This window comes from Amycolatopsis sp. NPDC034160 (assembly GCF_055575355.1).
In genome coordinates, this window is sequence record NZ_JBVISU010000010.1 from 28,393 (window position 1) to 55,189 (window position 26,797).

The window sequence follows — 26,797 nt, forward strand, 5'->3', positions numbered from 1 at the left end:
ATCCGAGGTGAACATCGTGAACGACACACCGTCCGCCGGTTCCGAGGTCGTCGAGCAGGTATCCACACTGGTCGAAGACGTCTTCGGCAGGCTGAAGCCGGTTCTGGCCGTCGCCGAGGGGCTGCTGGCCGAATCCGCCGATGCCACCGTCGGAGACCTGACCCGGCTCCGGCCGCAGGTCTTCGATGTCCTCGGTGGGCTCGTCGTCGGTGCCGGGTTCATCAGCGCGCCGAACGCGCTGGCCGATCAGGAATTCGGCTTCGAGTGGTGGACCGAAACGGGCGACGCCGAACCCGCCCAGCTGGTCATCAGCCTCGATCCGGACAGTGAGCACTTCCTCGACTACACCCGCCAGTCGTGGTTCACCGTGCCGCGTGACACCGGCCGCCGCCACATCAACGGCCCGTACGTCGACTACCTCTGCACCGACGAGTACACGCTGACGTTTACCGTCCCGGTCCAGCGAAGCGGGTCGTTCGCGGGTGTCGTCGGCGCGGACATCCACGTGCGTGAGGTCGAGCGCCTCCTGCAGCCGAGACTGCGCGCGCTCGGCGGCCGTGCGGCGCTGGTCAACGCCCAGGGCCGGGTGATCGTGTCGAACAACACACGCCAGGCGACCGGTTCGCTGGTGCGCGACGTCGACGTTCCGGCGTGGTGGTCGTCCGGCGCGGAACCGGTCACGACGGAGAACGGTACCCAACTCCGGCGCTGCGGGGACTCGCCGATCGCGTTGGTCAGGTCCGAGCGCTGACCTGCAGCGCGAGCCAGAATTCGGCGCGCACACCGGGGGAATCGAGGTCGCGGCCGGTCAGTTCGGCGACCTTGCGCACGCGGTTGCGCAGGGTGTGCCGATGCACGCCGAGCCGCGCGGACGCCAGATCCCAATGACCGTGGTGTTCGAGCCAGCAGGTCAGTGAGGCGACCAGTTCACCCCGGCCGGTCTCGTCGTGCCGTCGCAGCGGTGCCAGCAGACTGTCCGAAAACGCCTGGGCCGCTTGGGAATCGACCAGCTCCAGGAAGCCGCGCCCGGCATGGTCGGCGAACCGGACCAGCTCGGATCGCTCGGCCTTCGCCGCTTCCGCCGCCTGCTTCGCCTGACGAAGCCCGGCCGGGAAATCCACTGTGGACAGTGAATCGGCGAGCCCGGCGTGCAGGCCGCCGATCCGGGAGGCCAGCCGGGAGACCACCTCCACGTCACCGAACGCGATCACGAACGTCCCCGACTCACCGAAGAACACCCTGTCCCCGGCGACTTCGGCGTCGAGCGTGTCGGTCAGCGACCGGCGCGCGGCGGCCGGACCGGTGACGGCCAGCACCGGCCACGGCGCTTCCGGTACCCCACCCCAGAGCGTCTTCATCGTCCGGGTGGCGAGTTCGGCGTGCCCCGCGGCGAGCAGGTCGACCATGCCGGACCTCAGCCGCCGGAACGCGCCGACGTGTTCGCGATTTTGTTCCAGCGCGAGGGAAAGCAGTGAAACGGCGGTGTTGACGATGTGCTGACCCGCGGCGTCGAGCGGCTCACGTGTGCCGACTGCGAGTACGCCGCGAGCACGGGTGTCGAGTGTTTGCAGGACGACCTCGTGCTCCCCCACCGCTGTCACCAGCGTGCCCGCACGCAGCCGGACGAGATCTTCACGCATTTCGCCGGCGAAATGCCGGGCGGACACGGGTGATGCTTCGCTGGCCCGGCCCGCCGAATCGAGTAGAAGCACCCAGCCGTCGACCAGCTTCGCCAGTTTTCGGACGACCCCACCGGGACCGCCTTTGCCGACAGCGGTTCTGGTCAGTTCCTGCTGACCCTTGCCGGTGCGCACGAGCGAGGCGTACTCGTCGGCGGCGACCGCACGGGAGACCGCCCGCGTGATCGCGATGAACGGCGTCTTCTTCGGGACTTCGAGAACCGGGAGCCCGACCTCTCCGGCAGTGTCCACAAGGGACTGAGGGATGCTCTCGTGGCTGAGGCCGACCCCGAAACCGAGCCCCGCCACGTCCGCGTCGACAAGCCTACGGACGTACTCCGGCGCCGTGTTCTCATCGAGCGAAAGGCCGGTGGTCAGGAGCAGCTCGCCGCCTTCGAGGAAGGCCTGCGGATCGGTCAGTTCGGTGGGGTGGACCCAGCCGATCGGCCGGTCGAGCCCGCCTTCGGCCGCACGCACGCGCAGGCCGAGCGGTCGTTCGGCCACGAGGGCGCGCAGCGTCAGTGCCATGTTGTCCAATTTTACGCGCCGATATCGACAAGATGTCGAGCTGACGCGCCCCGGCACGGCTCCCATCCTGGAGGACGACCCCGTCCCCCGCGTCCGCAGGAGTCTGGCCGTGACCGTCACCACCGAAACCCAGCGCAGGCTGCGCACCGAGATCCCCGGCCCCGCCTCGCGCGCCCTGCAGGAGCGGCGCGCCGGCGTCGTCGCCGCGGGCGTGAGTTCAGTGCTGCCCGTCTACATCACCTCGGCCGAGGGCGGCCTGCTCACCGACGTCGACGGCAACGTCCTGATCGACTTCGGTTCCGGTATCGCCGTGACCAACGTCGGCCACGCGGCCCCCGCCGTCGTCGACCGGGTCCGCGAGCAGGTGGGCCGGTTCACGCACACGTGTTTCATGGTCACGCCGTACGAGGGCTACGTCGAGGTGTGCGAAGCACTCGACAAGCTGACGCCGGGCACCCACGAGAAGCGTTCGGTGCTGTTCAACTCCGGCGCCGAGGCCGTCGAAAACGCGGTGAAGATCGCCCGTGCCGCGACCGGCCGCCAGGCGGTCGTCGTGTTCGACCACGCCTACCACGGCCGGACCAACCTGACGATGGCGCTGACCGCGAAGTCCATTCCCTACAAGCACGGTTTCGGCCCGTTCGCGCCCGAGGTCTACCGCGTGCCCGGGTCGTACCCGTACCGCGACGGCCTGTCCGGCCCCGAGGCGGCGCGGATCGCGATCGACCGCATCGAAAAGCAGATCGGCGGCGACCAGGTCGCGGCCGTCGTCCTCGAACCGGTGCAGGGTGAGGGCGGCTTCATCGAGCCCGCCCCCGGCTTCCTGCCCGCGTTGTCGCAGTGGTGCACCGAAAATGGCGTCGTATTCGTCGCCGACGAGGTGCAGACCGGCTTCTGCCGCACCGGCGAGTGGTTCGCGTCCACCCACGAAGACGTCGTCCCCGACCTGATCGCCACCGCCAAGGGCATCGCGGGCGGGCTGCCGCTCGCCGCCGTCACCGGCCGCGCGGAACTGCTCGACGCCGTCGGGCCGGGCGGGCTCGGCGGAACCTACGGCGGTAACCCGATCGCGTGCGCCGCGGCGCTCGGCTCGATCGAGGTGATGCGGCAGGACAACCTCGCGGCGTCCGCGAAGCGCATCGAGAACGCGGTACTGCCGCGGCTGCGGACGTTGGCCGCGGAAACCGGTGTGATCGGCGATGTCCGCGGGCGTGGCGCGATGCTGGCCGCCGAGTTCGTCAAACCCGGCACCACCGAACCGGACGCCGACCTGACCAAACGGATCGCGCAGGCCTGCCACCAGGCCGGAGTCGTCGTCCTCACCTGCGGCACCTACGGGAACGTCGTCCGCCTGCTGCCGCCGCTGTCCCTGTCCACCCAACTGCTCGACGAGGGCCTGTCCGTCCTCGAGCACGCTGTCCGCACGGAGGCCGCACAGTGAACACATTCCCGTACTGGGTGGCCGGAAAGCCGGTCACCAGCGACGAGACCGTCGTCGTCCGCCACTCCTTCGACGGGAGCGAGTCCGGCTCACACCACGTTCCGTCCTCTTCGGACATCGAGACCGCCGTCCAGGCCGCGCACGACGTCCAAGACGAATTCGCGACGCTGCCCGCGCACATCCGGGCGGGCGCGTTGGACCACGTGTCCCGAGTTTTGGGTGAGCGGTCCGAAGAGCTGGCGCAGCTGATCACCGCCGAGTCGGGCAAGCCGCTGAAGTGGTCGCGCGGCGAGGTCGGACGGGCCGCCTCGACGTTCCGCTGGGCGGCAGAGGAGGCACGCCGGTTCTCCGGTGACCTCCAGCGGCTCGACACCGATCCGGGCGGCACCGGACGGCTGGCGCTGGTCCGCCGCGTGCCCAAGGGCCCGGTGCTTGGCATCACGCCGTTCAACTTCCCGCTGAACCTGGTGGCGCACAAGGTCGCGCCGGCGATCGCGGTCGGGGCGCCGATCGTGCTCAAGCCCGCCCCCGCCACGCCGCTGACCGCGCTGCTGCTCGGCGAGATCCTCGCGGAGACCGAGCTGCCCGCCGGAAGCTGGTCGATTCTTCCGGTGAGCAACGAGGAATCGGCCAAGCTGGTTTCGGATCCACGGCTGCCGGTCGTGTCGTTCACCGGCTCCGTGCCGGTGGGCTGGGGCATCCGCGACAGCGTGCCGCGCAAGCACGTCGCGCTCGAACTCGGTGGCAACGCGGCGGTCCTCGTCTGTCCTGATTGGACGGACCTGGACTTCGCGGCGCAGCGGATCGCGACGTTCGCGATGTACCAGGCCGGGCAGTCGTGCATCTCGGTGCAGCGGGTGTACGCGCACGCCGACGTTTACGACGAGCTTCGGGTGAAGGTGCTGGAGCAGGTGCGCGCGCTCGGTACGGGTAACCCGCGGGCGGACGGCGTGGACGTCGGACCGCTGATCAACACGGACGCCGCTTCCCGGGTGGAGTCGTGGATCGCCGCGGCCGTCGACGCCGGTGGCGAACTGCTGACCGGAGGGAAACGCGACGGCGCGACCGTCGAGCCGACCGTGCTCGCGAACGTGCCGGAGGACGCGGCGGTGATGGCCGACGAGGTCTTCGGGCCGGTCGTGTCGATCACGCGCGTGGAGTCGGTGGACGACGGCGTGCGGCGGATCAACGACTCGCGCTTCGGGCTGCAGGCGGGTGTGTTCACCCGCGACCTGCCGACGGCGTTCGACGTGTCCGCGAAGCTGCGCGTCGGGGGTGTGCTCGTCGGCGACGTGCCGAGCTTCCGGGCCGACCAGATGCCGTACGGCGGGGTGAAGGACTCCGGCGTCGGCCGCGAGGGCCCGGCGTCGGCGATGGCCGACTTCACCGAGGAGCGCGTCACCGTCCTGACCGGCCTGACGCTCTGACCCACCCCGCATTTCGTCCTCTGGATGCGGTGGTTCGCACGACGAACTACCGCATTGAGAGGACGAAATGCGTGAGGTGGGAGTGGGCCTCGACGAGCGAAGGGCCGTACCAGGTCAGATAGCGTCCGGAGACCAGGACGTACTTCGCGCCGGGAAACGCTTCGGGGCCGTCGTCCGCGGTGAACTCGTAGGGCTCGTCGGGCAGGACGAGCAAGTTCGCGTCTCCGTCCGCGAAGCGCCCCTGGAGTGCTTCGAGCTTCGGACGCGGGTAGCGCTCTTCGTCCTCCGCGTAGACGTTGCCGATCCCGACGCGACGCAGGACGTCGCCGCCGAAGGTGTCCCGGCCGAGCACGATCCACGGCTTCCGCCAGACCGGCACGACCGCCCGGAACCGCTCCGGCCGCGTCTCCCGCCACACCTCTTCGGCCTCGACCAGCCATTCCGGCTCGGCGAGGTCGTAGGCCTGCGTCAGGATTCGCCGGATCGAGCCCAGTGCGGCGGGCACGGTCGCCGACGCCTCCATCACCCAGACCGGGATTCCGTTGGCGCGCAGGCGTTCCACGTCTTCCGGCCGGTTCTCTTCGGAGTTGGCCAGCACGAGATCCGGGTCGAGTTCGAGCACTTTGTCCACGTTCGGATACTTCGAACCGCCCACCCGCGGGACGTCCAGCTCCACCGGATGGGTGCAGTAGTCCGTGGCACCGGCGAGCCTGCCCGGCGCGCTCACCTCGACGGCCTCGGTCAGCGACGGCACGAGTGACACCACCCGCGACGCCGGTTCGCGCAGCGGGACGACTTCGCCGAGATCGTCGATCATGCGCGCTCGAAGGACAGTTTCCGCTTGTCGACGTCCACCGCGGTGAGCCGGACGCGGATCCGCTCACCCTCGGGCAGCTTCTCCCCCGCGCACTTGCCCATCACCGGCGGGTCCTCGATCAGGATCTCCGCCTTGTTCTCGTCGGCCCGCAGGACGATCGCGCCGAACTCCTCGCCGATGTGCTCGACCATGACCCAGGCCTCGACCTGGTCGATGCAAGCCCGTTCGACCTTCGCCGCCAGCGTGTCCGACGCGGTCATCTGGTCCGGCACCTCCGAAAGTGCCGCGCGTACCCACGCGGGCACCTCGCGGCCGGCACTCACGGCCAGGCAGATCTCGGTGGTGAACCGGTCGACCAGCCGCCGGATCGGCGCGGTGACGTGGGCGTACGCGCCGCCGATCCCGGCGTGGGTGGTCAAGGCGGGCAGTTCACCGTCGAACGAGGTGTACCCGGCGCCGCGCAAAAGACGTGTGGTGTCGGCGAAAAGCGCCATCGAGGCGGGCTGGCCGGGATCCAGCGCGGCGAGGAACTCCGAGACACTCTTGCCCTCGGGCCAGTCGATGTTCAGCGCCTGCGCGGACCGGCGCAGCCAATCGATCGCTTCCGGTTCCGGCGCGGGCAGGGTGCGCAGGACGCCGATCTCAGCGTCGATCATGAGCTTCGCCGCAGCCATCCCGGTGAGCAGGGAGATCTCGGCGTTCCACGCGTCGACGTCGTTGCGCGGCCGCTGGACCAGCACCCAGCCGCCGTCGGGGTCGCCGTTGATCTCCTGTTCCGGCAACTGCAGTTCGACCGCGCCGCGCCGGACCGCGAGTTCGCGACGCAAGCGGCCCAGGTCCGGCAGCGCGGCGACCGACGGATGCGGGTCACCCGCGTCGATCGAGGCCTGGACGGTTTCGTAGTCGAACTGCTCGGTCGAGCGGACCAGCGCGCGGCGGACCTTGGTCGCCGTCGGCTCGCCGCCCGCGTCGACGTCGATGGTCCACAGCACGGCGGGCCGGGTCTCCCCCGGCAGCAGACTCGCCGCGCCTTCGGACAACACCGGCGGGTGCAACGGCACGTTTCCGTCCGGCAGGTAGAGCGTCTGCCCGCGGCGTCGCGCTTCCTTGTCGAGCGCTCCACCCGGTGGGATGAACGCGGCCAGATCGGCGATCGCGTAGTGGACCCGGAATCCGCCGCCCTCGACGCGCTCGATCAGCACCGCCTGGTCGAGATCCTTGGCACCGGGCGGATCGATGGTGACGAAGGGCAGACCGGTGGCGTCCTCGCGTTCCCCCGCCGACTCAAGCGGGTCGACGACCGCCGCCTCCGCCTCGGCGAGCACGTCGGGCCCGAATGTCTCCGGCAGCAAGAATTCGGCCCGCAGGCGACCGAAGTCCCCTCCGGCCATGTGTGTCCTGATCACGAGTGGAGGCACCACTCAACCCTATCTCGATCCGGCCCGGTTGATCGCCCGTTCGGGTGCGGGCCGGTCGGGTGTACGTTACGAGCCGAAATGAAAACCGATACCCTTTTCAAAACGACAGGAAGGGCCGTGGCGTGAAGATCGCGTTCGTCGGGAAGGGCGGCAGCGGCAAGACCACGTTGGCGTCGCTGTTCACCGCGTACCTGGCCGGCGCCGGGAAACCAGTACTGGCGATCGACGCGGACATCAACCAGCACCTCGCCGTCGCGCTCGGCGCGAGCGAGGAGGAGGCCATCGCGTGGCCGACGCTGGGCGACAACATGGGCCTGATCAAGGAGTATCTGCGCGGCGACAACCCGCGGATCGCCGACGCGGCCTCGATGATCAAGACGACTCCGCCGGGGCGCGGATCGCGGCTGGTCCGGCCATTCGAGGACAACCCGATTTTCGAGGCCTGCTTCCGCGACTTCGGCGGCGTGCGGCTCGGCGTCACCGGGCAGTTCGACGAGGACGACCTCGGCGTCGCCTGCTACCACTCGAAGGTCGGCGCGGCGGAACTGCTGCTGAACCACATGGTCGACGACGCGGGCGAATACGTGGTCATGGACATGACCGCCGGCGCCGACGCGTTCGCGTCCGGTCTCTTCACGCGATTCGACGTGACGTTCCTGGTGTGCGAGCCGACCGTGCGCAGTGTCGGCGTGTACCGGCAGTACGCCGACTACGCGCGGGACTTCGGCGTGCGACTGGTCGTCGTGGGCAACAAGGTGGCCGAGGACGAGGACATCGAGTTCCTGCGCGACGAGGTCGGCGACGCACTGCTGGGCTGGATGGAGAACTCGCGGCACGTCCGCGCCGCCGAACGCGGCCGCGCGCGCCCGATCGGCGAACTCGAAGCGCACAACCTCCGGACGCTGGGCTCGATGCTCGCGACCGTCGACGCCGAGCAGCGCGACTGGGCGCGCTACCAGCGTCAGGGCGTCGAGTTCCACCTCCGCAACGCGCGGGCGTGGGGCAGCGGGAGGGCCGGGGAAGATCTCACGGCGCAGGTGGACCCGGAGTTCACGCTGGGCCCCGCGCTGGCGCGGCAGGACGCCTGACCTGCGGATTCACGCACGAAGAGAGCAAGGGACCTTTGCTATCGCTTACTTAGGCATGCTAAGCGAGCGATAGCAAAGGTCCCTTGCTCTCTGTCCTGGTTGGGTCATGGCACCGTCGGCGCTCAGTCACCGCTCCACTTGGCGTCTTCGGCGTCCGCTTGCCGCGTGCGTTCCTTGGCGATCTCCAGCGCGCGCCGCGCCGTCGCCTCGTCGGGGTACGGGCCGAGCAGGTCGATGCTCCGCCCGCGTTCCAAGTGCTCGACCTGGTTCGTCTTGGTGTTGAAGTACCAGCCCTGATCCGGGTTCGGGTCGCTCGACATGCGTCTAGCGTGACATCACCAGGACGTCCTGTCATCACTTGCGGTAGCGATAAGGGATCTCCGTCGGATCACCGGTCGGACCGAACTCCCCACCCTCGGGCGGATCCACCTTCGAGCTTTCCTGCGCGTTACCGGCGAGTTCGTCGAACCAGCCCCGGTGCATCGGCACACCGCGCGGCGGGGTGGCGGGTTCCGGCGCGACGGGAACGCCCTGCGGCGGCGACGCGGGGGACACCGACGGCGGTTGAGGAGGAGCGGACGAGGGCGGAGCCGTGACAGGCGGCTCCGGTTCGGCTTGGGAAGGCGCGACCGACTGCGCTTCCGGCGTGGCCGGAGGCGCGGTCATCGGCGGGGGCGGCGGCTGGTTCGTCGCCGGGGGCTGCGTCCGCGTGGGCTGAGGCAGAGCCTGAGGCGCGGCGGGCGGAGGTGCCTGGGGGCCAGGAGGGGGCTGAGCCGGCGCCGGAGGCACCGCCTGTCCGCCCTGCGGCGGCGACCCCGCGGGCGGAGCGGGAGGCACAGGTCCTCCGGGTGGAGCGGCGGGCGGGGCGACCGTGCGCCACACCGGGGCGGGCCCGATGTTCATCGGCGCCGGGGCCCGCGGCGGCTGACCGGTCGGCGGCGGGGCCGCCTGCGACGGTGGCGGCGCCTGACGCTGCGCGGGCTTCGAGATCGGGTCGAGGCAGGAGACGAGCACCGTGGTGTTCGCCGGGTCCTCGATCTTCCGCCCGCTGCGCTCCCGGTAGACCATCTCGCCTTCGGTGTCCATCTCGACCAGGTAACCGGCCTCCGCCAGCTGCTCCTCATCGAGATCGACGAGCTTTTCGTAGCGCGAAGGGACGACCCGGTAGATCGGCCAGGCGAGGTGGCCGTTCTCGTGGTGGAACTGGGCCAGCAGGGCGGCCATCTGCTGCTGCCAAGGCAGCGACATCCCCTCGGCCAGCGAACGCGGCAACACGACGTAACCGGGGTCGACGCCCGGCCAGCCCTGGTTCAGCTGATCGGCCAACGGCGTGCTCGACGCCGGCCTCGCGGCATGCCGCGTGGGCTGTGGGGTACCGAAAAGATCGCGGGGATCGACCTCCGGGCCGCCTCCCGCCGCGGGCTTGCCTCGCCTTCCGAATTTCCGTGCCACGTTCTTCATCCTCTGCCAGTGCGCGGCCGCTCGCCGGTGGACAGGCCGCCACTTCGGGTGAATCCGATGGTTCCGCGGTCGCGAAACCACGCTTTCACCATGCTAAACGCCAGGACGGACCGCCTGCGCGACCACTTCGGCCTCGTCGAAGGAGAAGTCGCGGATGTGCACCGGCACCCCGGTCTGCTGAGCCTCGACGATCTTGCCCTCGCCGAGATACATCATCACGTGGTGGATGGTCGCCGGGTTCGACGGGACGGTGGCAAGGAACAGCAGGTCACCCGGCTGCGCCTGGCGCACCGGCAGCATCGCGCCTCCCTTGTACTGGTCCCGGGAAACGCGCGGAATGATGATCCCGGCGGACTCGTAGGCCCGCAGCATCAGCCCGGAACAATCGTAGGAATTCGGTCCAGTGGCGCCCCACACATACGGCTTGCCCTGCTCGGCGAGGGCGAACTTGATGGCCTGCGCGGCGGCCTGGCTCGGCGGCACCACACTGCCCACACTCGAACCGCAGCCGACGACGTCGACGATCTGGCCCTCGTTCTGCACGAGGAGCGCGGCCATCGGCTCCCAGTTGTGGTAACGGTCGGGGAAACCGGAGCGCTCCACCCGCTGCGCGGCGTCACCGGGCCGCATGTTCTCCCAATTCGGCACCGCGAGCAGCACGTCGTAGAACTTGTTGACCTGGTACGGCGGGTTGGTGACCTCCGCGACGGTGCCCCAGCCCATCGACGGCCGCATCTGGAAGATGCCGAGTGAGTCGCGGTCGCCGTAGGTCAGGTTCCGCAGCTTGGACTCGGTCATCCCGGCCTGGATCGCCACCTGCCACGCGCGGGGCGAAAGCGACCGCTGCTTGCCGATCGAGATGATCAGCGCGACGATCCCCTTCTGTTCTTCGTCGAGTTTGTTGACGTCCGAGGAACCGCGATCGACCTGACCGGGCAGGGTCGGCCCGATCGACGCGTCGCACGAGGTCTTGACGACTCCGCCCGCCTGCGCCTCCATGTGGTCGGTCACCACCTTGCTGACCGTGCTCGTGGTGACCACTGTCGCGAAGACCGCGGCGATCAGCACACCGACGATGATCCCGATCTTCATCGGGTCAGCCCACTTGGGTGAACTTGGTGACCCGCCACCCCGGATTCGTCTTGACGACGGTGACCCGGACCTTCGGGCCGTCCGTCGGTACTTCGACGTCCATGGACCCCACGAGCGAAGACGCGACGTACGGTTCCCCGGTGACCTTGGTCGCAGGGATGTTGGCGGGTTCGACCGTCGTCAGTTCCCCGGCCAGGTACTCCTCGGTCGTATACGGCTTCAACCCGCTCAGCCACTGCTCGGTCGTCGTACCTTCTGGATGGTTCGCCCATGCCGTCACCCATTCCTTGGCGACCCTGACACCGTCCTGGTCAGGCCGAGCGGAAGACGGTGGCGGCTGGGTGGTCAACCTCGGCGGCAGTGTCGACGTCACGGTCACCGGCGCCGCGACGCCCGGACGCGAGGTACTGGTCGCCGAAGAACCCGGCCTGCCGGCCGTCTGTCCCGGTTTTTCGATGGCCTTGGGCAGCATGATGCCCACCGCGGTGAGCACCACCGCGAGAATCACCAGCGTGCCGACGAGATGCCGGGGCGAGCGCAGCGGCCAGCCCCACAGTCTGCGGTAGACCGCGGTACGCCCGCGGTTGGTCCGGATCGGCATGGGTCACCGACCCATCGCGCGGTCTGTGTCGCGGACTTCCTCGCGGACCTCGAGCCCGCGCGAAGGCCGGTACAGCACGAAGACCGGCTTGCCCGCGACGACTTCGGGATCGACCCGGCGAGGACGCGGCGTCGACGGCCCGGGCTGCACCGGCACGGTGCCCGACTGATCGGGGATGGCGTAGCCGCCACCGGCGGAATTCATCCGCGACGGCACCACGACCGGCTCCGGTTCGTCACTCCAGCGCCGGTCGGCGACCGGAGAGGTGTCGACCCGGCGGCTCGGTACCTGGATCGGGCTCCGCCCGCCCGAAGTGAACATGGAGTCGCCTCGATCGCCCGCGGACGGGTTGTACTGGCCGAAGACCGGGACACCACCGCCACCGCCGGCCGGGAGCGCGGACATCCCGCCGCCACCACCGACCGCGCCCGGCCATGGCGCGCCGGACCAGGCCGCGGCGGGCCTGACCGCGCCGGAACCGTTGTCGAGCCGCTGGGAGCTGGCGAAGATGGTCGCCTCGGGCCGGAACCGGCCGCCACCGACCGTCGCGCCGACAGGACCGCGGAGATCACCGTCGACGACGTCGTCGGTGTCGCGGACGTTCTGCCAGAACGCGTCCTGCGGGGTCGGCTCGTTGTTCTTCTTGCGGAAGCGGGAGAAAAGCCCGCCACGCGGCGAAGGCACCGCGCCGCCGACCATGCCGACGGACATCTCGACCATCTGCCACAGCCGCCGCACGGGACGGCCGACCATGAACAGCAGCACGGTGATGATGGCGGCCAGCGCCATCTTCGTCAGCAGGGAAAGCGAGTTCCCCGCGGTGAAGATCGCCTCCAGCAGCAGGGTGTGCACGCCCGCCAGCACCGAAAGCACCATGAGGTTGAAGGCGACCGCGCCCACCACCTTCATGATGCGCTGCATGATCTGGGGCTGGAGCAGCGCGATCAGGCCGATCAGCGGAGCCGTCAGGACGAAGATCCTGATCAGCACCTGCGCGAGCAGGACCGTCGCCTTCGCGAGCAATTGGAACAGCGAGTAGAAGATTCCCTGGCCGAGGGACAGGAAACCGGCGCCGACGCGGCTGCCGTCCTCACCCGTGAAATAGCCCGTCGCCGGGCCGAGTTTGGTCGAGATGTCCTTGAACGCCGCCTTCTTGGAGTCCACCAACGCGGCGTCGGCGTCCCCGCCCTGCTGGATCTGGCCCCAGGTGAAGGCACGCGCGTCCAGGAGGGCCGGGCCGTACTGGATGGCCTGCGGTGAATCCGGGCTGCCGAACTCCCCGCGGAGCCAGTTGTCGTAGACGACCCGGCAATGCAGTTCAGTCGGGACCCGGTCCCAGGGCTGGCGCGCGGCCACGGCCTCCGGGGTCGCCAGGCACGGTTGTGGCGTGGGCGGAGTCGGTTGGGTCGGCGGCGGGGTCTTGGCTTCGTCGATGAAGCCCGCTTGGATGTTGGTGGTGGTCTGCACGATCGCGTTGTCGATCGGATCGAGGAAACGCAGGAGCGCCAAGGAAGACGCGGCCAGCCAGACCGCGGCCAGTCCGTACAGCGCCCGTTTGCTGACCGCCGCGAGATCGCCACGCCAGATGTTGCGGAACAACATGATCGACATGATCAGCGCGGCCAGGCCGAACAACTGGGCGTAGATGTTGTTGTAGACCTTCTCGGCCCCGGCCTTGACCGCGTTGTACAACGGGCTGAGCAGGCTGCCCTGCAACACGGTGTAGTGCAGCGAGTTGGTAGCACCGACGAGGTTCTTGCCGATGTTGAAGAGCTGGTTGCCCGCCCAGGTGTCGATCGTCGAGTTGGGCGAAGTGATGCCCGCCAACGGGCCACAGTCGGTTTCGAACGTGTCCCAGACCTGACCCGCGTAGCCGTACACGTTGTACGGGCTGCCTCCTTCACCGCGAGCCGTCGCCGGCGGGTCGAGCGCGCCGACCATGCCCGCACCGGGCCGTTCCGGGTTCGGCGCTTCACCACACGCCGCGGCCGACGCCGCCGGAGCGGTCGCCACGGCCTGCAGGCCGAGGATCAGTACGACGACGAACATCGTCGCGCGACGGCTGGGCATGCTCTTGCCCGGACGCGGCCCCTCTTTGAGGCGGCGGCGCAGCGCGTGCCAGCCGGCGGCGAACGCCAGCACGCACGCCAGCGTGATCACCGTGTTCATGCGGCATCCCTGCCGGTGCCGCCCTTGCCGGCCCGCGCGTGCTGCTCGCCCTTCTCCCCGCCCGTGATGTGTCCATTTTGGACGGCGCCTTGGACTTCACCCGTCTCGGCGGCCAGCGGATCCGGCGCGCCGAGCATCTGCTCGTCGGTGAGCCCGACCTCGAGTTCGGCCGCGAGTTCCAGATCCTCTTCCAGCTCGAAGCCGTCTTCCTCCGGCGGCGAGGCCACGAACTGCTTCTCCGCCGGGACCGCGAGTTCGTTGCCCGGCCTGGACGGCTTGGCGTCGGGTGAGCCCGGTGTGGTGTCCATGACCCGGCGCAGGTGTTCCAGGTGGGGGCCGGAGAAGTCGACGCGGATCCGCTCCACGCCACCGGCACCGTCACCGAAGATGAACTGGCGTGGCTCGACGTCGCGCTGAAGGTCGCGGGACGAGCCGGGACGACGGCCCAGCGCCGCGACGACCTGCTCGTAGCCGACACCGACCGGGACCTTCAGCAGGCGCAGCGCGTCGGCCTGGGCGTCGTCGTCGTCGAGACGGCCGACGAACACCGAGTCCAGCAGCGCCACGAAACCCTGGATCTTCAGGAAGTCCGCGGGAATCTGCGAGGACAGGAGCACCCGGACGTTCCATTTACGCGAGTCACGCGCGAAGCGGTTCATCAGCACGCGGCCGGTCGGGACCTCGGACAGGAAGAACGCCTCGTCGATCCAGACGCCCTTGCGCAGTTCCTTCGGCTTCTCGTACACCGACCGCTGCGTCAGCCAGGCGGCGAGGTTCAGCATCTCGACGCCGAGGGATTCCGCGTCCGTCCAGTACTCACGCGGGACGCCGTCCTTGGGCAGGGTCAGCCCCGCCATGGTCAGCACGGTCATCCGGTCGTCGCGGGTCTCGGCGTACGGGTCCGCGTCGGTCTCCGGGATGAGCAGCGCCATCCGCTCGCGCATTTCGTCGAGGAAGTCCGCGACGACGACGGCGTGCTCGTGGTGCTCGCTGGAGTCCCGGCGCAACGCGTCGATGACCTGGCCGGGGTCGGCTTCGAACCGGCCGCCGACCGCGCGGACGGCGCGCAGCAGCACGATCCGGGTCTGCGCCATCCGCGAGACCTCGTACGGCAGGACACCGGTGAGGACGTCGAGCACGAGACGGCGGCGGGTGGCGCCCGCGAGGGCCTTCTCCCGCCGCCAGGAGCGCTCGGGGTCGTCCTCGTCCATGAAGTGTTCGAGCTGCGGCTCGGCGACCACGCGGTACGGGTTGAGGATGCCGGGCTGCGCGTTGAGCAGGTTGATGTTCCGCGCGTACGGCCGCAGTTCGGGCAGGTCGCACAGCCGCGACAGCGGGCCGGACGGGTCGAGGATCGTCCAGTGCGCCCCCGCGCGGAGCGTCTTGTAGACGATGCCGCCGCCGAGGAACGACTTACCGCCACCGAGTCCGGCGACCATCGCGGTCAGCCCCGAACCGTCGCGGATCTCCTGCGCCATCCACGGATCCCACGCCACCGGACGCCGGGTGGCGGTGACGGTCTCGCCGAGCAGGATGCCGCGGCGGTCACCCACCTCGGCCGTCGCCGTCGGTACCGACGAAGCCGCCCACACGACCGAACCGCGGCGCATGTACGCCGCCGAGGCCAGCGGTTCGCCGGGGATGAACTCCCTGGCCAACGCGTACTGGGCCTCGGGATGTTCGACGGCGATCTTCGGCTTGTAGAGGTCGAGCAGCTGCTGGGCGAGGCGCAGCGCGTCGCGCTCGGTCGGGCCGGACACCGCCAGCCGCCACCAGGAGCGCACGCGGGTGGCCAGCGCGGTGAAGCCCGACGTCATCTCGTCGTCGATCTCCAGCACCCGGCCTGCCTGGCGCGCCAGCGACTGCGGCGGCTCCAGCTCGTGCTCGTCGGTGTAGTGCTTGACCTGCGAGCGCACCTTGTTCATCTGGCGTTGGAGCTCACCGGCGACCTCTTCGGGACGCCGGACGTAGATCCGCGCCGACACCTCGACGGCGGCGGGCAGCCGGTCGGCGTGCTGGATCCACGGGTCGTCGACCTCGGGGATCTGCAGGCCGTGCATCTGCCCGACGGTGAGGACGGCGAGATGGCGCGAGACACCGGCGTTCGAGCCGGTGCGGCCGCGCACGGTGACCGTCGGCGCGTACGGCTCGGCGTGGAAGTCCGCCGCGTCGGTGAAGCTGGCGAGGTCTTCCGGCTCCCAGGCCGCGCCGGGGACGGCGGGCATGTTGCGCGGCGCGGGCAGGCCCAGCGAGCACGAGCGGTGCATCAGCCAGGACATCTCTTCGGCGTGTACCGGGCGGCCTTCGAGACCGGCCGAGCCGATCACCTGGTCGAGGTGCTCGACCTCGGAGTCGAGCGCGGCCAGTTCGGCGTCGACGGCCTCCGGCAGGATCTTGCGCAGTACCGGGGCGGCGCTCTCGACCGCGCGGTCGATCATCCGCCGTGTCTGCACCTGGACGCCGAGATAGACCTCTTTTTCGGCCATGGAGCGGCCCATCAGCTGCTGCTGCTCGCCGATGAGATAGTCGTCGAAGGACAACGCGCCCTGAACGTCCTGGGGACGGCCGACGGCGTTGTGCACGTGGGCCTCGGCCCACATCCGGATCGGGTACGGCCGGTTGGTCACGCGCAGGTGCAGCCAGCGGCCCTGTAGTTCCGCGTACTGGCCGGCGATGGCCGCGATCAGGTCGCGGCGCTGGGAGTCCGACCGGAACGACCAGCGCTGCGGCGCGAGCCGGTACCAGGCGTAGACCTCATAACCGGTGCGTAACAGGTGCCCGTCGATGCTTCGTGCGGCGATCGACGGGGTATAGGTAGGTATCGCCGCCTCACCGGGAAGCCGCCTTCCCTTGCCGCCGGCCTTCTTGGGCTGCGCGGAGCGGACCTGCTGGGGCTGGTTCCAGGCCCCTTGCTGCAGATCACGATCACGTTTTCCTCGGCTTCCGCCGCGACCGAACAACGACTACCTCCCGGCCCGAGCCGCAGTGCGGCTCCGGCGCGCTCGTGGTGTTCCCTGAGCTCCGGCGCCGCCGCCGTAGCCGTGGTGCTGGTATTGCCGTCTCCTGCGGTGCTTCGGCAGCGGGCGGGCCGCCCGCACCCGGACCCGGGAGGCGCTGGCTGCGCCTCCGGTGCCCGTGGTCCGTTCTCTAGGTGTGTTGAGCTCTTTCGCCGCCATCGCGGCCACGGCGCCCAGCGGACGCTCGTGGCTGATCTTGGCCGTGATCAGTCTGGTGATCACAATTGTGGCGACGAAGGCCCAGGCGGTCGAGAAGAACCCGAAGCCCCAGCCCGCCCACCGTTCGACGGTGAGCACGAGCAGGAAGACCGGGATACCGACGAGCCACGCGACGTAGCGGGCTCTCCAGGGAAAAGTCGCTTTCGGCGGGCCGAGCCACACGGCGTCGACCCGGTAAACCTCGTCATCGGTCCGGATACGCAACGCGAGCCCTCAGCCTGTGAAGAGGCCGGCGATCCACTGGCCCACGTTGACTCCGGCGCCACTCACCGCGAGGCCGATGATCGCCAGCGCGATCACCACACCGGCGAGACGACGCATGACACCGGCGTTGTCCCCTTTGCCGCCGCCCAGCCACAGGAGGAGGAGCGCGACGGCCAGCAGCACCAGGGGGATGATGTTGTCGATCAGCCAGGTGCGGACGTTGCCGGTGCCGAGCTCGCCGGCGGCCAGCGTGTCGAGGGTGGTCAAGGTCATCATCGCATTACTCCCGGTGCGCGGAGAGGGGGTTCGCGCGGTTCTGGCTCGGTGGTGCTTCGAACATCATGGCGTCACGAGGCGTAGTGGTCAAAGCGCGCTCTGTGGATACCGTTTTCTTCACTAATCACAGAGCGAGGCACAGCACCATGACCATCCTCGGTCTCCATCATCGTTGCAAGGGTCGTCTGGTTTAACCCCGGCCACCCGTATTTCGCAGTGTGCTGATGGACTCACCCGGTTGCGAGGTACCTGCTCACTGTAAGTACGGGTCGACCGACGAGAATTTGGCCGCGACCAGTGTGACATGACTCGTTCGGTGGCTTCTCGCGAGTCCGCTGGGTGAGTACGCATTCGACAAAAATCATGGACGCCGATCAAGGGAAAGTCACGCTTCCGTTACCCAACGCGAAAACCGGACCCCCATTTTCACTACATAGCGTGATTATCTGCCGGTAGAGAACACATTGGCGGGAAAAGCGCCCGCCGCGACGGCCTGACGGCTCAACGGCCCGCACAGCTCGTGAAGCCGCGCGGTCTTCTCCTCGCCGAGGTGCTCCCACGGTCCGGCCGACGCCGCGTTGGTGGCGGCTTCGATCCGCTCACGGAGATCGTTCCCGGCCTCGGTCAGGCCGCCGTCGGCGTCGAGGAGGCCTTTCTCGCGGAGAACGTCGGCCGCGGCGTCCCACTGCTCGTCACTCCAACCGCGGGACGCCTTGGCCGCCTCGGGCCGGAAGCCCTTGCCGGTGGCGGTGTGCGTGACGAGGGCTTCGAGCCCGCCGAGGCCGTGGACGACGAGGGCGGCGATGTGGCCGTCGCCGCGATGCTCGCGCAACAGCGTGATGGCGTGCCAAAGGACGAGATGCGGCTCGCTCGGCCAGTCGAGGTCGGCGTGCCCGGCGTAGAGCGGGCGGCCGTCGACCTGGCAGCCCGCAGTCGCCTCACGAGCGAGTTCGGCGGCTTCCGCGACTTCTTCGGAGTCCAGGACGTCCTTGCCGAGCAACCGGGTCAGCGTCGCGTCGACGGCCTCGAACCGGGCCTCGATGATCCGGTCGGGAGTGGCCAGCATCCACGCGCGCGGGATGTGGCGGGCGACCAGTTCCGGGTTGAAGTTGTAGAAGGTGGCGGCGACGACGCCGGGACTCACGGCGCCCATCGGTGCCGCGCGGCCCGCGAAGTAGGTCATGCGCCCCGGCCGGAGGCCCGCGTCGGTGAGCGCGGCTTCCGTTTCGGGTGCGAAGTAGGTGAGGGAATGCAGTACATCGAACGTTCCGCGGAACCGTCCCGTGACCCGACTCGCTTCGCCCATGAGGGCACCCTACCGGCAAGTAGACAGGGAGCGCAGCGTCCGAAGAGGCCGAAAAGGGAGCAAGGGACCTTTGCTATCGCCGCGAGGCGAGCCGGAACCGAACCCGCTCGGCTGCGTCATACTCCAGACCGCGAATCACCACGAAGCACCGATCACCACAGCGTACGGGGAGCGACGATGTCCGCCCAGATGGAACAACTGATCGCCCAGTTCGAGAATTTCCAGGCCAAGGTGCGCCAGGCCGAGGCGCGTTTCGCCGAGGTCGGCGACATGCAGGAGCGGATCGCGCGGGTCGAGACCTCCGTGACCTCCCCGTCCGGCGAGGTCACGGTGGTCGCCGGGGCGGGCGGAACCGTCACCGATCTCCGGCTCAGCGCGGGTGCCATGCGCCTCGAAGCGGGCCACCTGTCCTCGGTGATCATGAGCACCCTGCAGAAGGCCGTCGCCGGTGCCGCCCAGCAGCAGGCCGGGATCGTGGACGACACGTTCGGTGAGGCGTTCGGCCTCAAGACGTCGGAACAGGTTCGAGAGGCACAGGCCGAGGCGTTCGGAACCGCCGAGGAAGAACCGGCGTCACAGCAGCAGCAACCGCCGCAGCCGGCCCGGCCGGCGCGCCGCCCCGCCCCGCGGGACGACGACGACTATTTCGACGACGGCTCCTTCCTCCGCCGCAGCTGACCGAACCGACCGAGGGACTCCCACGATGTCAAAGGGAATCGAGACGAACATCGCGGCGATCGCCGCCTATGCCCGGCAGCTCCCCTATTACGAGCAGGAAGCGGAGAAGTTCGGCGCCAAGATCGACGCCGCCGACGTGACCGACGAGGCGTGGGGAGTCGTCGGGATCTGGGCCAAACAGGGCTACACCGACCGCCTCGGCGAACTCCGTTCGCTGATGAACGACATGAAGGACGGCGTGGACGGGTTCATCGCCAAGCTGAACAAGGCCGCCGAGATGTACCGGGGCATCGAGGAAGCCGGAAAGGTCGAGTTCGGCAAGCACGAGGCGACCATCGACCAAACGCTCGGAAAGCAGGGGTCATGACCGAGGAGAAGTCGAGCATCGCCGACGGGCTGAACGTCCAGGCGTACGACGAGAGCATGAGCGCGAACCTCGATCGCGCGATGGGACACGTGCCCGTGGCAGGCACGATCTACAAGTCGGGCAAGTCGATCGCCGGGCACGCCCAGCAGGCGGCCCAGGCGGACGACCCGGCCGAACTGGCTTCCGCGGGTGCCGCGCTGGTCGGAGACGGGGCGGCGTTCGTCGGCGCGGCCGCCGCGGACATGGTCACCTTCGCCATGGACCCGATCGGCTGGCTGGTCAGCCACGGGCTGAACATGCTGCTCGAGCTGGTCCAGCCGTTGCAGGACGCGTTGCACCAGGTCACCGGGGACGGCCCGGCCATCGGACACGCGTCGGAGAACTTCGTGACCCTCGCGAACGGCTTCGTCGCCCTCGCCGAAGACTTCGAGAAGACGGGTGACGCGGCGCTCGCCGAGTGGGTGGACGACGCGGGCAAGGCGGCGAAGGAAGCGCTGGGCGACTTCTCCTCCGGTATCCGCGGCATCGGCTCGGCCGCCGGATCGGTGGCCGAAGTGCTGCAGATGTGGTCGATGGTCATGGTGGTCATCGAGGAGTTGATCAAGGGGATCATCACCGAGCTGATCTCCTGGCTGATCACCATCTGGCTGCCCGCGCTGGCCGCGTCGGTGATCAGCTTCGGCAGTACGGTCGCCGCCGCGATGACCGCGTCCATCGCCAAGGCCGCCAGCGTGCTGCAGAAGGTGACCAAGTATCTCGGCAAGTTCGGCAAGCTGCTCGATACCTTCATCGAGTACCTCGCGAAGTACTCGACCAAGGTCGTGGAAGCGACGAGGAAGTTCCGGATCGGGACCTTCGCCGGTGAATCGAAGTTCTCGCTGAACGTCCTGGAGAACACCGCCGGGGTCGCGCTGACCCCGGGCAACCGGGTGCTCACCACGATGTTCGGCACCTCGGTCGGTGTTCGCCCGCTGGTCTCGGGCGCGGCCGTCAAGGGCGGCATCGGAGCCGCGAAGGGCGCGTACACCGAGGGCAAGGAAGCCGTCACGCCGGAGGGGGAAAGCGAGCCATGGTTCGACAAGAGCGAGATCGGTGGGGACAGGAGCCCGGAGGAGACCCGCGGGAACCTCGACATCTGACCGAGTTCGCCGACCAGGCCCCCACCGAGGCCCGGCAGAAGGCGGCGCGAAAGATCTTCGCGCACCAAGAGCGCATGGAGGACAAGGCGGAGAAGGCCCAGGTTCGTCCCGGGTTCCGTGAACGGGTCGAGGAACTGATGGCCGGCCAGTGGCACGAGCCGATCCTCGTGCTGCGACTGGGCGACACCGATCTGGGTTTCGACGTGCCCGGCAGGCGCCTGGACGGCACGGTCAAGGGAAAGCGGCTCGTCCGGCGATTGTTCTGGAACGTGTTCCGTGGCATCGGCGGCGCGGCGGTCTACGTCTTCGCGCTGCTGAACGGTGCGGGCAGCGGCGGCGGCAAGGGGGGCCACCCGTTCCAGCGGGAGATTCGCGTGAAGGGCCCGGCGAACGCGCTGGTGCTCGGTCTGACCGACCGGCTTCGCAAGGCGAGCGGCCCCTGGCTGGCATGCTCGCCCTCCGCGATCGCGGTGGTGGACACCGGTTCGACCTACCGGGACCCGGCCGACGCGCCGCCTCCGGAGATCCTGTGGCAGGCCCGGAAACCGCAAGCGCCCGACATCGACTTCCGAAAACGGGTCATCACCTGGCCGGACGGTTCGAGTTTCGCGTTCACCCTGCACGGCCGCGCCGAGGAGCGGCATCTGCGCGATCATTCGGGGTTCCCGGACAAGTAGCTCTATTGAGGGGTAAGGCAAACGTGGCGTGTCCCTGAAGGAGGCCTTCGGGGACCTTTGGGTGGGGGGGTTTTGGGGGGGGTGGGGTTGGTTTGGTCGGGGGTGGCGGTTCGGGTGAGAACCCGAATCGCCACTCACGACCACCCGGACCGACGGTTCACCGCCGCCCTCCCGCCTAAGTACCGGGGGCCTTCACGCGCCGCCAGCTCCTGAAAGCTCCATCACGACACGTTTGCCTTACCCCTCAATAGGTGTTCCACAGAAGTAGTACGGACGAGCCGGCGTGTAAGCCGGATCCTGTCCTCGCTTCGCCTTGCGGCTCCGCGAGTGGCGGCCATCCATCTAGGCCCGCCGTCGCCGACGGGCTCGAGCGGCCTACCCGCAGGCTCGGGCGGGCAGCCCTCGATCGCCTGCGCAGGAGCCTCGCGGCTCCCTCTTGACCTTGCTCCGGGTGGGGTTTACCTAGCCGTCCTGGTCACCCAGGACGCTGGTGGTCTCTTACACCACCGTTTCACCCTTACCTCCGTCCGCGAAGCGAACGGAGGCGGTCTGTTTTCTGTGGCACTTTCCCGCGGGTCGCCCCGGGTTGCCGTTAACAACCACCCTGCCCTGTGGAGTCCGGACTTTCCTCGAACCGGTCTCCCGGCTCGCGGCCGCCCCGCCGACTCGTCCGTCGGCGAATCCTACTGCACGGGCGCGGGCAGGCAGTTCAGGTTGCGCTGCCCGTCGGGTTGGATGACGAACCAGGCGTGGTCGGTGCCCTGTCCGGTCCATTCCCCCGGTCGCGCGTTGGCGAATTTGTAGAGCGGCCAGCCTGCCAAAGTCACCTGTTTGGCGCCTTCGGGACGTGTGACGGTGCCGACGAGCGCGGGGTCGATGCCGGTCACCCTCGGCGTGCCCGCGGTCGTGATGGGGATCCAGACCGCGGCGCAGTCCCCGAGGCAGGAAGAGCGGGCCTTGCGCGGGTTGTCGTGTTCATAGCGGAAGAGGACGGCGCCGGTGTCGTCGAGGACGGCCTGCCCCATCTTCGTCATGTAGACGGCCGTGAGTTGTCTACCGGGCGGAGCGTCCGAAGTGGCCGGAGGAGTGCTAGTGCCGGTTCGCCGTGGAGTGCTGGTCTGCGGCGTACGCGGGCTGGGGAGAGCTTCGGTGACCGGAGCCCCGGCCGTCAGCGCCGCCTGGTCCCCGGAATCAGCCGCCCGCCACCACATCGCGGCGCCCACGACGAGTGCCGCGATGACGAGGAGCATGGTCAACCGCGATCGGCGCATCCGACTTCTCCGTTTCTCCTGGGTGGCTGACGGGGTTCTGTTCCGCGATCTCGTTGGTCCAGTGGAGGACGGCGGACGGGCTGTCGAGGCCGACGACGCCGACGAGCCGTCCCTTGCGCACGAAGCCGGTGACGGGTTTCTCGCCGCCGACGGGCGAGGCGAGCGCGACGGTGTCGGTGCCGAGCTTGGGGATGCCGCCCGCCTGGATCCGGACGCCGTGCTGTTCGGACCAGAACCGCGGCACGGGGGCGAACGGCTGCGCGGCCTGCGGCCCGGCGAGGAGGTTCTCCGCGGCCGCCCGGCCCATCTCGACGGCGTTGAGCCAGTGCTCGACCCGCCTCGGCGTCTCGTCGAACCGCAGGTTCGGCCACTGCGCGACATCACCCGCCGCCACGATGTTGCCCATCCCCAGTACGTGACAGGTGGGTGCGCAGACGACGCCGTCGTCGAGCGGCAGTTTGGACCCGCGCAGCCACGAGATCGACGGCACGGTCCCGACGGCCACGACGACACACGACACGTCGAGGATCCAGCCGTCGGACGAGCGCAGCCGCAGCCCGTTCGCCGTCGTCTGCCAGTTCTCGAGGGACGCGCCCAGCCGCAGCCGCACCCCCCGCCCCCGGTGCAGCGCCGAGAGTTTCTGTCCGATGTGCCTGCCGACGGCCTCGCCGAGCAGATTCGCCGACCGGCCGATGATGGTGACCTCGCGGCCCATCGCCCGCAGACTCGCCGCGACCTCGCAGCCGATGAAACCGCTGCCGAGCACCGCGACCGGCCCGTGGTCGGCGGCGAGGTTGTCGCGCAGTTCGGCGGCGTCGGCCAGGGTCCGGACGACGACCACACGCGGATGCCCGTGCGGCACCCCGGACAGCCGCCGCGGTTCGACCCCGCTGGCGATGACGAGACCGTCGTAGGGCAGTTCCTCCGCCCCAGGCAGGTGGACGACCTGGCGGCCCGGCTGCAGATGCGTGGCCTGGGTGTTGAACCGCCATTCGGCGTCGATCTCGTCGAGCCTGGCGAGCATCATCTCCGCCGGATGCGTGTCGCCGGTCAGCAGTTGCTTCGACAGTGCGGGCCGGTGGTACGGCAAGTCCGGCTCGGTGCCGACGATCACCAGTTCACCGTCGAACCGCAGTTCCCGGAGCCGTTCCGCGCACCGCAGCCCGGCCAGCCCGCCGCCGACCACGACGATCCGTTCGCTCATTGTCCCGCCCCTCGCAGTTGGATGGCCCGCATCGGACAAGCTCTGGCCGCGGCCTGGGCCAGCGGCACCTGTTTCGCGCCGGGTTTCCGGAGATAGCGCAGCTGGCCGTCTCCGGTGAGCTGGAAGACCTGCGGCGCTTCCGCCTGACAGATGGCGTAGCGGTGACATTTCTGGTCGTCGACGGAGATCCGGACCGGTTCGGCCCGGCCGGTCTCGCCGTCGAGCAGTCCGAGGCGGACCAGCGCCCGTAGTGGCAGCACCCGGAGCACGGTGAGCACGACGGCCGGGGTGAGAACGGTGATCCCGCCGAGCCAGACCGTCGCGAGGGTGCCGTTCGCGGCCGCGCCGAGCCAGGAGTGGATCGCCAGCAGGCCCACCGAGAAGTAACTGACCTGATGGAACCGCTGCCAGCTGCGGGTGACCACGCTGCGGCGCAACGCGGCGGTGACCGCGACGGCGACGAACAGTTCCAGGCCCACGACACCGGCCGCGTGCCGCGCGAACCCGCCGCCCGCGAACGGGATCAGCAGCATGAAGAAACCGAACGAATCGTCGTCGAGGAAGAGATAGGACAGGGCGTGGACCACGCCGGTGGCGAGGGTGAACGCGGCGAGCACGATATGGCCGCCGCGCAGCGCTTCGTGCCCGGTGACCCGTCGGATCCAGCCGGTGGCGCTCAGCACGCCCCAGGCCAGCGTCAGGCACATCGTCACGTAGGCGAACCTGGCCGACAGCGTGGCGATGTCCCGCACCCCGCTGTCGTGCGGCGAAGGGGCCGGGATGACGGCGAGGAGCGAGGCCGTCATGCGTGCCTGCCCGGCGAGCCGAGCAGCCGCACGAGGCCGAAGGTCGCGCCGCCGGCGATCCCCACCATGAGCACGCCGAGCACGATGTCGCCGCCGTCGAGTTCGTTGCCACCGGTGGAGACGACCATCAGCGAGGTCGTCTCGGCGATACCGGTGCTTTCGAGCAGGGTCATATGCCGCATGACGGTGTCGACGGCCGTCTGGGCGAAGGAACGCATCGCGTCGTCACGGGTGGCCGCCCGGACCTGGGAGGCGAGACCGAAGATGCTCCCGTGCGCGGCGCGGGCACGGTTGACGTAGACGCGGTCGAAGTCGGCGCCGACGGCACCGGAGATCTCCTCGGCCCAGGATCGCTGTTCCTCGGTCGGCTCGCCGGGGAGTCCGACGCGGACCTTCGTAGCGAGTTCGCGGACCTGTGCGTCGAGACGAGCGTGATCGTCCGCGAGTTTGCGGCCGACCTCGCGCACCCGCTGCCCGTTCCCGCGTTGTTCCGCCTGCCGACTGACCGGGCCTTCCCACAAACCCGCCTGCCGAACCTTGACGAGCAGTTCCCGGTCATGGGCGTCGATTTCCGCGTAGGCATGAGCCGGCCAGCCGACCCATATCGCAAGACAACCGATCACCACACCGAGCAGTCGATAGATCATTTCACCCGTCCCCATGCAGCCCATTGCCATTCAGTGCCTCACTGGAAGTACGGCGAAGCGGAGCGGCCGGTTCGATCTCCCTACACCAAGGTAGTGTGACGTGCATCACAAGACGCTTTTAGAACCGTTTATCGCCGCCATACGTACCGGGCCACTAATGGTAAATGTTCCACTACTGCACATGGCTTACAGCGATAGTCTGCGCTACGGTGTACGGACTCGTTAATCCTCCACCGCCGGGGAGGTTGAAAACCTTATGGAAGCAGTGGGCAGAGGGTGCCGGTTCGGCCGTGATCGCCAGGCGACCGACCTGTCCGACGATCCGTCTGATGAGCTGGTTTCGTTGCTGTACAAGGATTTTCGGGCGACTCTGGTCAACCAGGTCATGTCCCTGACCGGCCACGATCAGCAGTGGACCGAGGACGTGGTCCAAGAGACGTTGATTCGCGCCTGGCAACATTCGGACACACTGAACCGCGAGCCGGGAATGTTGCGCGGCTGGTTGCTCACGGTCGCGCGGCGGATCGTGATCGACGGCTGGCGAAACCGGCGGGCCCGGCCGCAGGAGGTGGAGCTGCAAAGTTCCGAAAACGCCGAAATAGCGGACCAGACGGATCAGTCACTGTCCGCACTCGTCATTTCCGAAGCGCTACGATATCTGGACCGCAAATACCAGGCGGTCATCTACGAGACATATCTGACCGGACATACGGTCCGGGAGGCGGCGGTGATATTGGGAATCCCGGAGGGAACGGTCAAATCACGGCTGTACGCGGCTATGAAGACTTTGCGACGGTCGTTAGGAGAGCTGGGTTCGCGATGAGGAAGCGAAAGGTGAAACACACCGATGTCGCGGCCTATGTGCTCGGTGTGCTCGATCAAGCCGAGGCATACGCCTTCGAAAAACACTTGAAGGCCTGTGAGCGCTGCGGTCGCCAGGTCGCGGAGTTCACGTCGGTGGAAGGCGCGCTGGCGAAGGCAGACCTGCGCTACCTGTCGCCCGGCGCCACGGCCACGCGCCGTCCCGGCGGCATCGTCGTCCGGCGCTGCGGGCGGCTGTCGGTGATCGCGGCCAACCTCGTGGTGGCGCTCCTCGCGTGCGTCGTCGCGGCCTTGATGTCGTCACACCGGTCGTCCGGCCGGTACCGGCGCGCCTCCTCGGATCCGGACATCTCGTCCCCGGCTCCCCTCGACGACGGGCCGGCCGATGACTCCGACCAGCGTTTACTCCCACTACCGCTGACGTTCCAGTAGTCTGCCGCAAG

The 26,797-nt window shown here is 68.9% G+C and carries 26 protein-coding genes and 1 other RNA gene; 10 read left to right on the forward strand and 17 right to left on the reverse strand.

Going from position 1 to position 26,797, the window contains the following annotated elements; all coding sequences use genetic code 11:
- The first annotated feature begins 16 nt into the window (after positions 1-16).
- Entirely contained in the window at positions 17-751 is a 735-nt protein-coding gene (locus ACZ54P_RS20630; protein WP_465463169.1) for a cache domain-containing protein, read from the forward strand.
- Here the strand turns inward: ACZ54P_RS20630 and ACZ54P_RS20635 are convergent.
- On the reverse strand, positions 735-2,207 hold the full coding sequence (locus ACZ54P_RS20635; RefSeq protein ID WP_465463170.1) for a PucR family transcriptional regulator: 1,473 nt from the start codon (positions 2,205-2,207) through the stop codon (positions 735-737). The two genes, ACZ54P_RS20630 and ACZ54P_RS20635, sit on opposite strands and share 17 nt — an antisense overlap.
- Before the next feature lie 109 nt (positions 2,208-2,316).
- On the opposite strand from ACZ54P_RS20635, the gene gabT reads away from it, so the two are divergent.
- The gene (gene gabT, locus ACZ54P_RS20640; protein ID WP_465463171.1) at positions 2,317-3,648 is read left to right on the forward strand and encodes a 4-aminobutyrate--2-oxoglutarate transaminase; all 1,332 of its coding nucleotides are present in this window, start codon (positions 2,317-2,319) and stop codon (positions 3,646-3,648) included.
- Positions 3,645-5,075, forward strand: a complete 1,431-nt coding sequence (locus ACZ54P_RS20645; protein ID WP_465463172.1) for an aldehyde dehydrogenase family protein — start codon at positions 3,645-3,647, stop codon at positions 5,073-5,075. The genes gabT and ACZ54P_RS20645 overlap by 4 nt, the downstream gene beginning before the upstream one ends.
- A 46-nt stretch (positions 5,076-5,121) precedes the next feature.
- On the opposite strand, the gene ACZ54P_RS20650 is transcribed toward ACZ54P_RS20645, so the two are convergent.
- Positions 5,122-5,892, reverse strand: a complete 771-nt coding sequence (locus ACZ54P_RS20650; RefSeq protein ID WP_465463173.1) for a helical backbone metal receptor — start codon at positions 5,890-5,892, stop codon at positions 5,122-5,124.
- A complete protein-coding gene (locus ACZ54P_RS20655) occupies positions 5,889-7,298 on the reverse strand; it encodes an RNB domain-containing ribonuclease (protein ID WP_465463392.1) in 1,410 nt (469 codons plus the stop codon). Before ACZ54P_RS20655 ends, ACZ54P_RS20650 begins: the two co-directional genes overlap by 4 nt.
- A 134-nt stretch (positions 7,299-7,432) precedes the next feature.
- On the opposite strand from ACZ54P_RS20655, the gene ACZ54P_RS20660 reads away from it, so the two are divergent.
- Positions 7,433-8,398, forward strand: coding sequence for an ATP-binding protein (locus tag ACZ54P_RS20660; RefSeq protein WP_465463174.1), 966 nt, complete (start codon positions 7,433-7,435; stop codon positions 8,396-8,398).
- A 122-nt stretch (positions 8,399-8,520) separates the two neighbouring features.
- Here the strand turns inward: ACZ54P_RS20660 and ACZ54P_RS20665 are convergent, their stop codons facing one another.
- The 9 genes from ACZ54P_RS20665 to ACZ54P_RS20705 all read right to left on the reverse strand — a co-directional run bounded on the left by ACZ54P_RS20665 (position 8,521) and on the right by ACZ54P_RS20705 (position 18,743).
- Entirely contained in the window at positions 8,521-8,718 is a 198-nt protein-coding gene (locus tag ACZ54P_RS20665) for a hypothetical protein (protein WP_061989146.1), read from the reverse strand.
- Positions 8,719-8,752: 34 nt separating this feature from the next.
- Positions 8,753-9,850: a hypothetical protein gene (locus ACZ54P_RS20670; RefSeq protein ID WP_465463175.1), complete on the reverse strand. Its 1,098-nt coding sequence runs from the start codon at positions 9,848-9,850 to the stop codon at positions 8,753-8,755.
- A gap of 102 nt (positions 9,851-9,952) precedes the next feature.
- On the reverse strand, positions 9,953-10,951 hold the full coding sequence (locus ACZ54P_RS20675) for a C40 family peptidase (RefSeq protein WP_465463176.1): 999 nt from the start codon (positions 10,949-10,951) through the stop codon (positions 9,953-9,955).
- 4 nt (positions 10,952-10,955) lie between these two features.
- Positions 10,956-11,552, reverse strand: a complete 597-nt coding sequence (locus ACZ54P_RS20680; RefSeq protein ID WP_465463177.1) for a hypothetical protein — start codon at positions 11,550-11,552, stop codon at positions 10,956-10,958.
- 3 nt (positions 11,553-11,555) lie between these two features.
- Positions 11,556-13,721 carry a magnesium transporter gene (locus ACZ54P_RS20685; protein WP_465463178.1) on the reverse strand — a complete coding sequence of 722 codons (2,166 nt, stop codon included), beginning with the start codon at positions 13,719-13,721 and terminating at the stop codon, positions 11,556-11,558.
- Positions 13,718-16,681 carry an ATP-binding protein gene (locus ACZ54P_RS20690; RefSeq protein WP_465463179.1) on the reverse strand — a complete coding sequence of 988 codons (2,964 nt, stop codon included), beginning with the start codon at positions 16,679-16,681 and terminating at the stop codon, positions 13,718-13,720. The genes ACZ54P_RS20685 and ACZ54P_RS20690 overlap by 4 nt, the downstream gene beginning before the upstream one ends.
- Positions 16,682-16,684: 3 nt before the next feature.
- Positions 16,685-17,161: a hypothetical protein gene (locus tag ACZ54P_RS20695; RefSeq protein ID WP_465463180.1), complete on the reverse strand. Its 477-nt coding sequence runs from the start codon at positions 17,159-17,161 to the stop codon at positions 16,685-16,687.
- Between the two features lie 9 nt (positions 17,162-17,170).
- Entirely contained in the window at positions 17,171-17,437 is a 267-nt protein-coding gene (locus tag ACZ54P_RS20700) for a hypothetical protein (protein WP_005166545.1), read from the reverse strand.
- A gap of 442 nt (positions 17,438-17,879) precedes the next feature.
- Positions 17,880-18,743, reverse strand: coding sequence for an SCO6745 family protein (locus ACZ54P_RS20705; protein WP_465463181.1), 864 nt, complete (start codon positions 18,741-18,743; stop codon positions 17,880-17,882).
- 177 nt (positions 18,744-18,920) lie between these two features.
- Here ACZ54P_RS20705 and ACZ54P_RS20710 point away from each other — a divergent pair, with 177 nt between their 5' ends.
- The 4 genes from ACZ54P_RS20710 (at position 18,921) to ACZ54P_RS20725 (ending at position 21,604) form a co-directional block, all read left to right on the forward strand.
- Positions 18,921-19,421, forward strand: a complete 501-nt coding sequence (locus ACZ54P_RS20710; RefSeq protein ID WP_465463182.1) for a YbaB/EbfC family nucleoid-associated protein — start codon at positions 18,921-18,923, stop codon at positions 19,419-19,421.
- Positions 19,422-19,446: 25 nt separating this feature from the next.
- A complete protein-coding gene (locus ACZ54P_RS20715) occupies positions 19,447-19,788 on the forward strand; it encodes a hypothetical protein (protein ID WP_465463183.1) in 342 nt (113 codons plus the stop codon).
- Positions 19,785-20,927, forward strand: coding sequence for a hypothetical protein (locus tag ACZ54P_RS20720; protein ID WP_465463184.1), 1,143 nt, complete (start codon positions 19,785-19,787; stop codon positions 20,925-20,927). Before ACZ54P_RS20715 ends, ACZ54P_RS20720 begins: the two co-directional genes overlap by 4 nt.
- Positions 20,928-21,001: 74 nt before the next feature.
- Positions 21,002-21,604 (forward strand): hypothetical protein, encoded by a 603-nt coding sequence (locus ACZ54P_RS20725; RefSeq protein WP_465463185.1) that lies wholly within the window; start codon positions 21,002-21,004, stop codon positions 21,602-21,604.
- A gap of 270 nt (positions 21,605-21,874) precedes the next feature.
- Here ACZ54P_RS20725 and rnpB read toward each other — a convergent pair.
- The 5 genes from rnpB to ACZ54P_RS20750 all read right to left on the reverse strand — a co-directional run bounded on the left by rnpB (position 21,875) and on the right by ACZ54P_RS20750 (position 25,532).
- Positions 21,875-22,273: RNase P RNA component class A (gene rnpB / locus ACZ54P_RS20730), an RNA gene on the reverse strand.
- Positions 22,274-22,287: 14 nt separating this feature from the next.
- The gene (locus ACZ54P_RS20735) at positions 22,288-22,875 is read right to left on the reverse strand and encodes a COG4315 family predicted lipoprotein (RefSeq protein WP_465463186.1); all 588 of its coding nucleotides are present in this window, start codon (positions 22,873-22,875) and stop codon (positions 22,288-22,290) included.
- A complete protein-coding gene (locus tag ACZ54P_RS20740) occupies positions 22,796-24,079 on the reverse strand; it encodes an NAD(P)/FAD-dependent oxidoreductase (RefSeq protein WP_465463187.1) in 1,284 nt (427 codons plus the stop codon). Before ACZ54P_RS20740 ends, ACZ54P_RS20735 begins: the two co-directional genes overlap by 80 nt.
- Entirely contained in the window at positions 24,076-24,885 is an 810-nt protein-coding gene (locus ACZ54P_RS20745) for a 4Fe-4S domain-containing protein (RefSeq protein WP_465463188.1), read from the reverse strand. The genes ACZ54P_RS20740 and ACZ54P_RS20745 overlap by 4 nt, the downstream gene beginning before the upstream one ends.
- Positions 24,882-25,532 (reverse strand): DUF4142 domain-containing protein, encoded by a 651-nt coding sequence (locus ACZ54P_RS20750; protein ID WP_465463189.1) that lies wholly within the window; start codon positions 25,530-25,532, stop codon positions 24,882-24,884. The genes ACZ54P_RS20745 and ACZ54P_RS20750 overlap by 4 nt, the downstream gene beginning before the upstream one ends.
- Positions 25,533-25,788: 256 nt before the next feature.
- Between ACZ54P_RS20750 and ACZ54P_RS20755 the strand changes: the two genes are divergently transcribed.
- Positions 25,789-26,355: a sigma-70 family RNA polymerase sigma factor gene (locus ACZ54P_RS20755; RefSeq protein ID WP_465463190.1), complete on the forward strand. Its 567-nt coding sequence runs from the start codon at positions 25,789-25,791 to the stop codon at positions 26,353-26,355.
- Between the two features lie 11 nt (positions 26,356-26,366).
- Entirely contained in the window at positions 26,367-26,786 is a 420-nt protein-coding gene (locus tag ACZ54P_RS20760) for a zf-HC2 domain-containing protein (protein ID WP_465463191.1), read from the forward strand.
- The last annotated feature ends 11 nt before the right edge of the window (positions 26,787-26,797 follow it).

What these genes read in the sequence shown, in the direction of transcription:
- ACZ54P_RS20635 (WP_465463170.1), bottom strand. Translation starts at nt 2,207, where the DNA reads ATGGCACTGACGCTGCGCGCCCTCGTGGCCGAACGACCGCTCGGCCTG.
- ACZ54P_RS20650 (WP_465463173.1), bottom strand. Translation starts at nt 5,892, where the DNA reads ATGATCGACGATCTCGGCGAAGTCGTCCCGCTGCGCGAACCGGCGTCG.
- ACZ54P_RS20665 (WP_061989146.1), bottom strand. Translation starts at nt 8,718, where the DNA reads ATGTCGAGCGACCCGAACCCGGATCAGGGCTGGTACTTCAACACCAAG.
- ACZ54P_RS20675 (WP_465463176.1), bottom strand. Translation starts at nt 10,951, where the DNA reads ATGAAGATCGGGATCATCGTCGGTGTGCTGATCGCCGCGGTCTTCGCG.
- ACZ54P_RS20680 (WP_465463177.1), bottom strand. Translation starts at nt 11,552, where the DNA reads ATGCCGATCCGGACCAACCGCGGGCGTACCGCGGTCTACCGCAGACTG.
- ACZ54P_RS20685 (WP_465463178.1), bottom strand. Translation starts at nt 13,721, where the DNA reads ATGAACACGGTGATCACGCTGGCGTGCGTGCTGGCGTTCGCCGCCGGC.
- ACZ54P_RS20700 (WP_005166545.1), bottom strand. Translation starts at nt 17,437, where the DNA reads ATGATGACCTTGACCACCCTCGACACGCTGGCCGCCGGCGAGCTCGGC.
- ACZ54P_RS20705 (WP_465463181.1), bottom strand. Translation starts at nt 18,743, where the DNA reads ATGGGCGAAGCGAGTCGGGTCACGGGACGGTTCCGCGGAACGTTCGAT.
- ACZ54P_RS20710 (WP_465463182.1), top strand. Translation starts at nt 18,921, where the DNA reads ATGTCCGCCCAGATGGAACAACTGATCGCCCAGTTCGAGAATTTCCAG.
- ACZ54P_RS20715 (WP_465463183.1), top strand. Translation starts at nt 19,447, where the DNA reads ATGTCAAAGGGAATCGAGACGAACATCGCGGCGATCGCCGCCTATGCC.
- ACZ54P_RS20720 (WP_465463184.1), top strand. Translation starts at nt 19,785, where the DNA reads ATGACCGAGGAGAAGTCGAGCATCGCCGACGGGCTGAACGTCCAGGCG.
- ACZ54P_RS20725 (WP_465463185.1), top strand. Translation starts at nt 21,002, where the DNA reads ATGGAGGACAAGGCGGAGAAGGCCCAGGTTCGTCCCGGGTTCCGTGAA.
- ACZ54P_RS20735 (WP_465463186.1), bottom strand. Translation starts at nt 22,875, where the DNA reads ATGCGCCGATCGCGGTTGACCATGCTCCTCGTCATCGCGGCACTCGTC.
- ACZ54P_RS20740 (WP_465463187.1), bottom strand. Translation starts at nt 24,079, where the DNA reads ATGAGCGAACGGATCGTCGTGGTCGGCGGCGGGCTGGCCGGGCTGCGG.
- ACZ54P_RS20745 (WP_465463188.1), bottom strand. Translation starts at nt 24,885, where the DNA reads ATGACGGCCTCGCTCCTCGCCGTCATCCCGGCCCCTTCGCCGCACGAC.
- ACZ54P_RS20750 (WP_465463189.1), bottom strand. Translation starts at nt 25,532, where the DNA reads ATGATCTATCGACTGCTCGGTGTGGTGATCGGTTGTCTTGCGATATGG.
- ACZ54P_RS20755 (WP_465463190.1), top strand. Translation starts at nt 25,789, where the DNA reads ATGGAAGCAGTGGGCAGAGGGTGCCGGTTCGGCCGTGATCGCCAGGCG.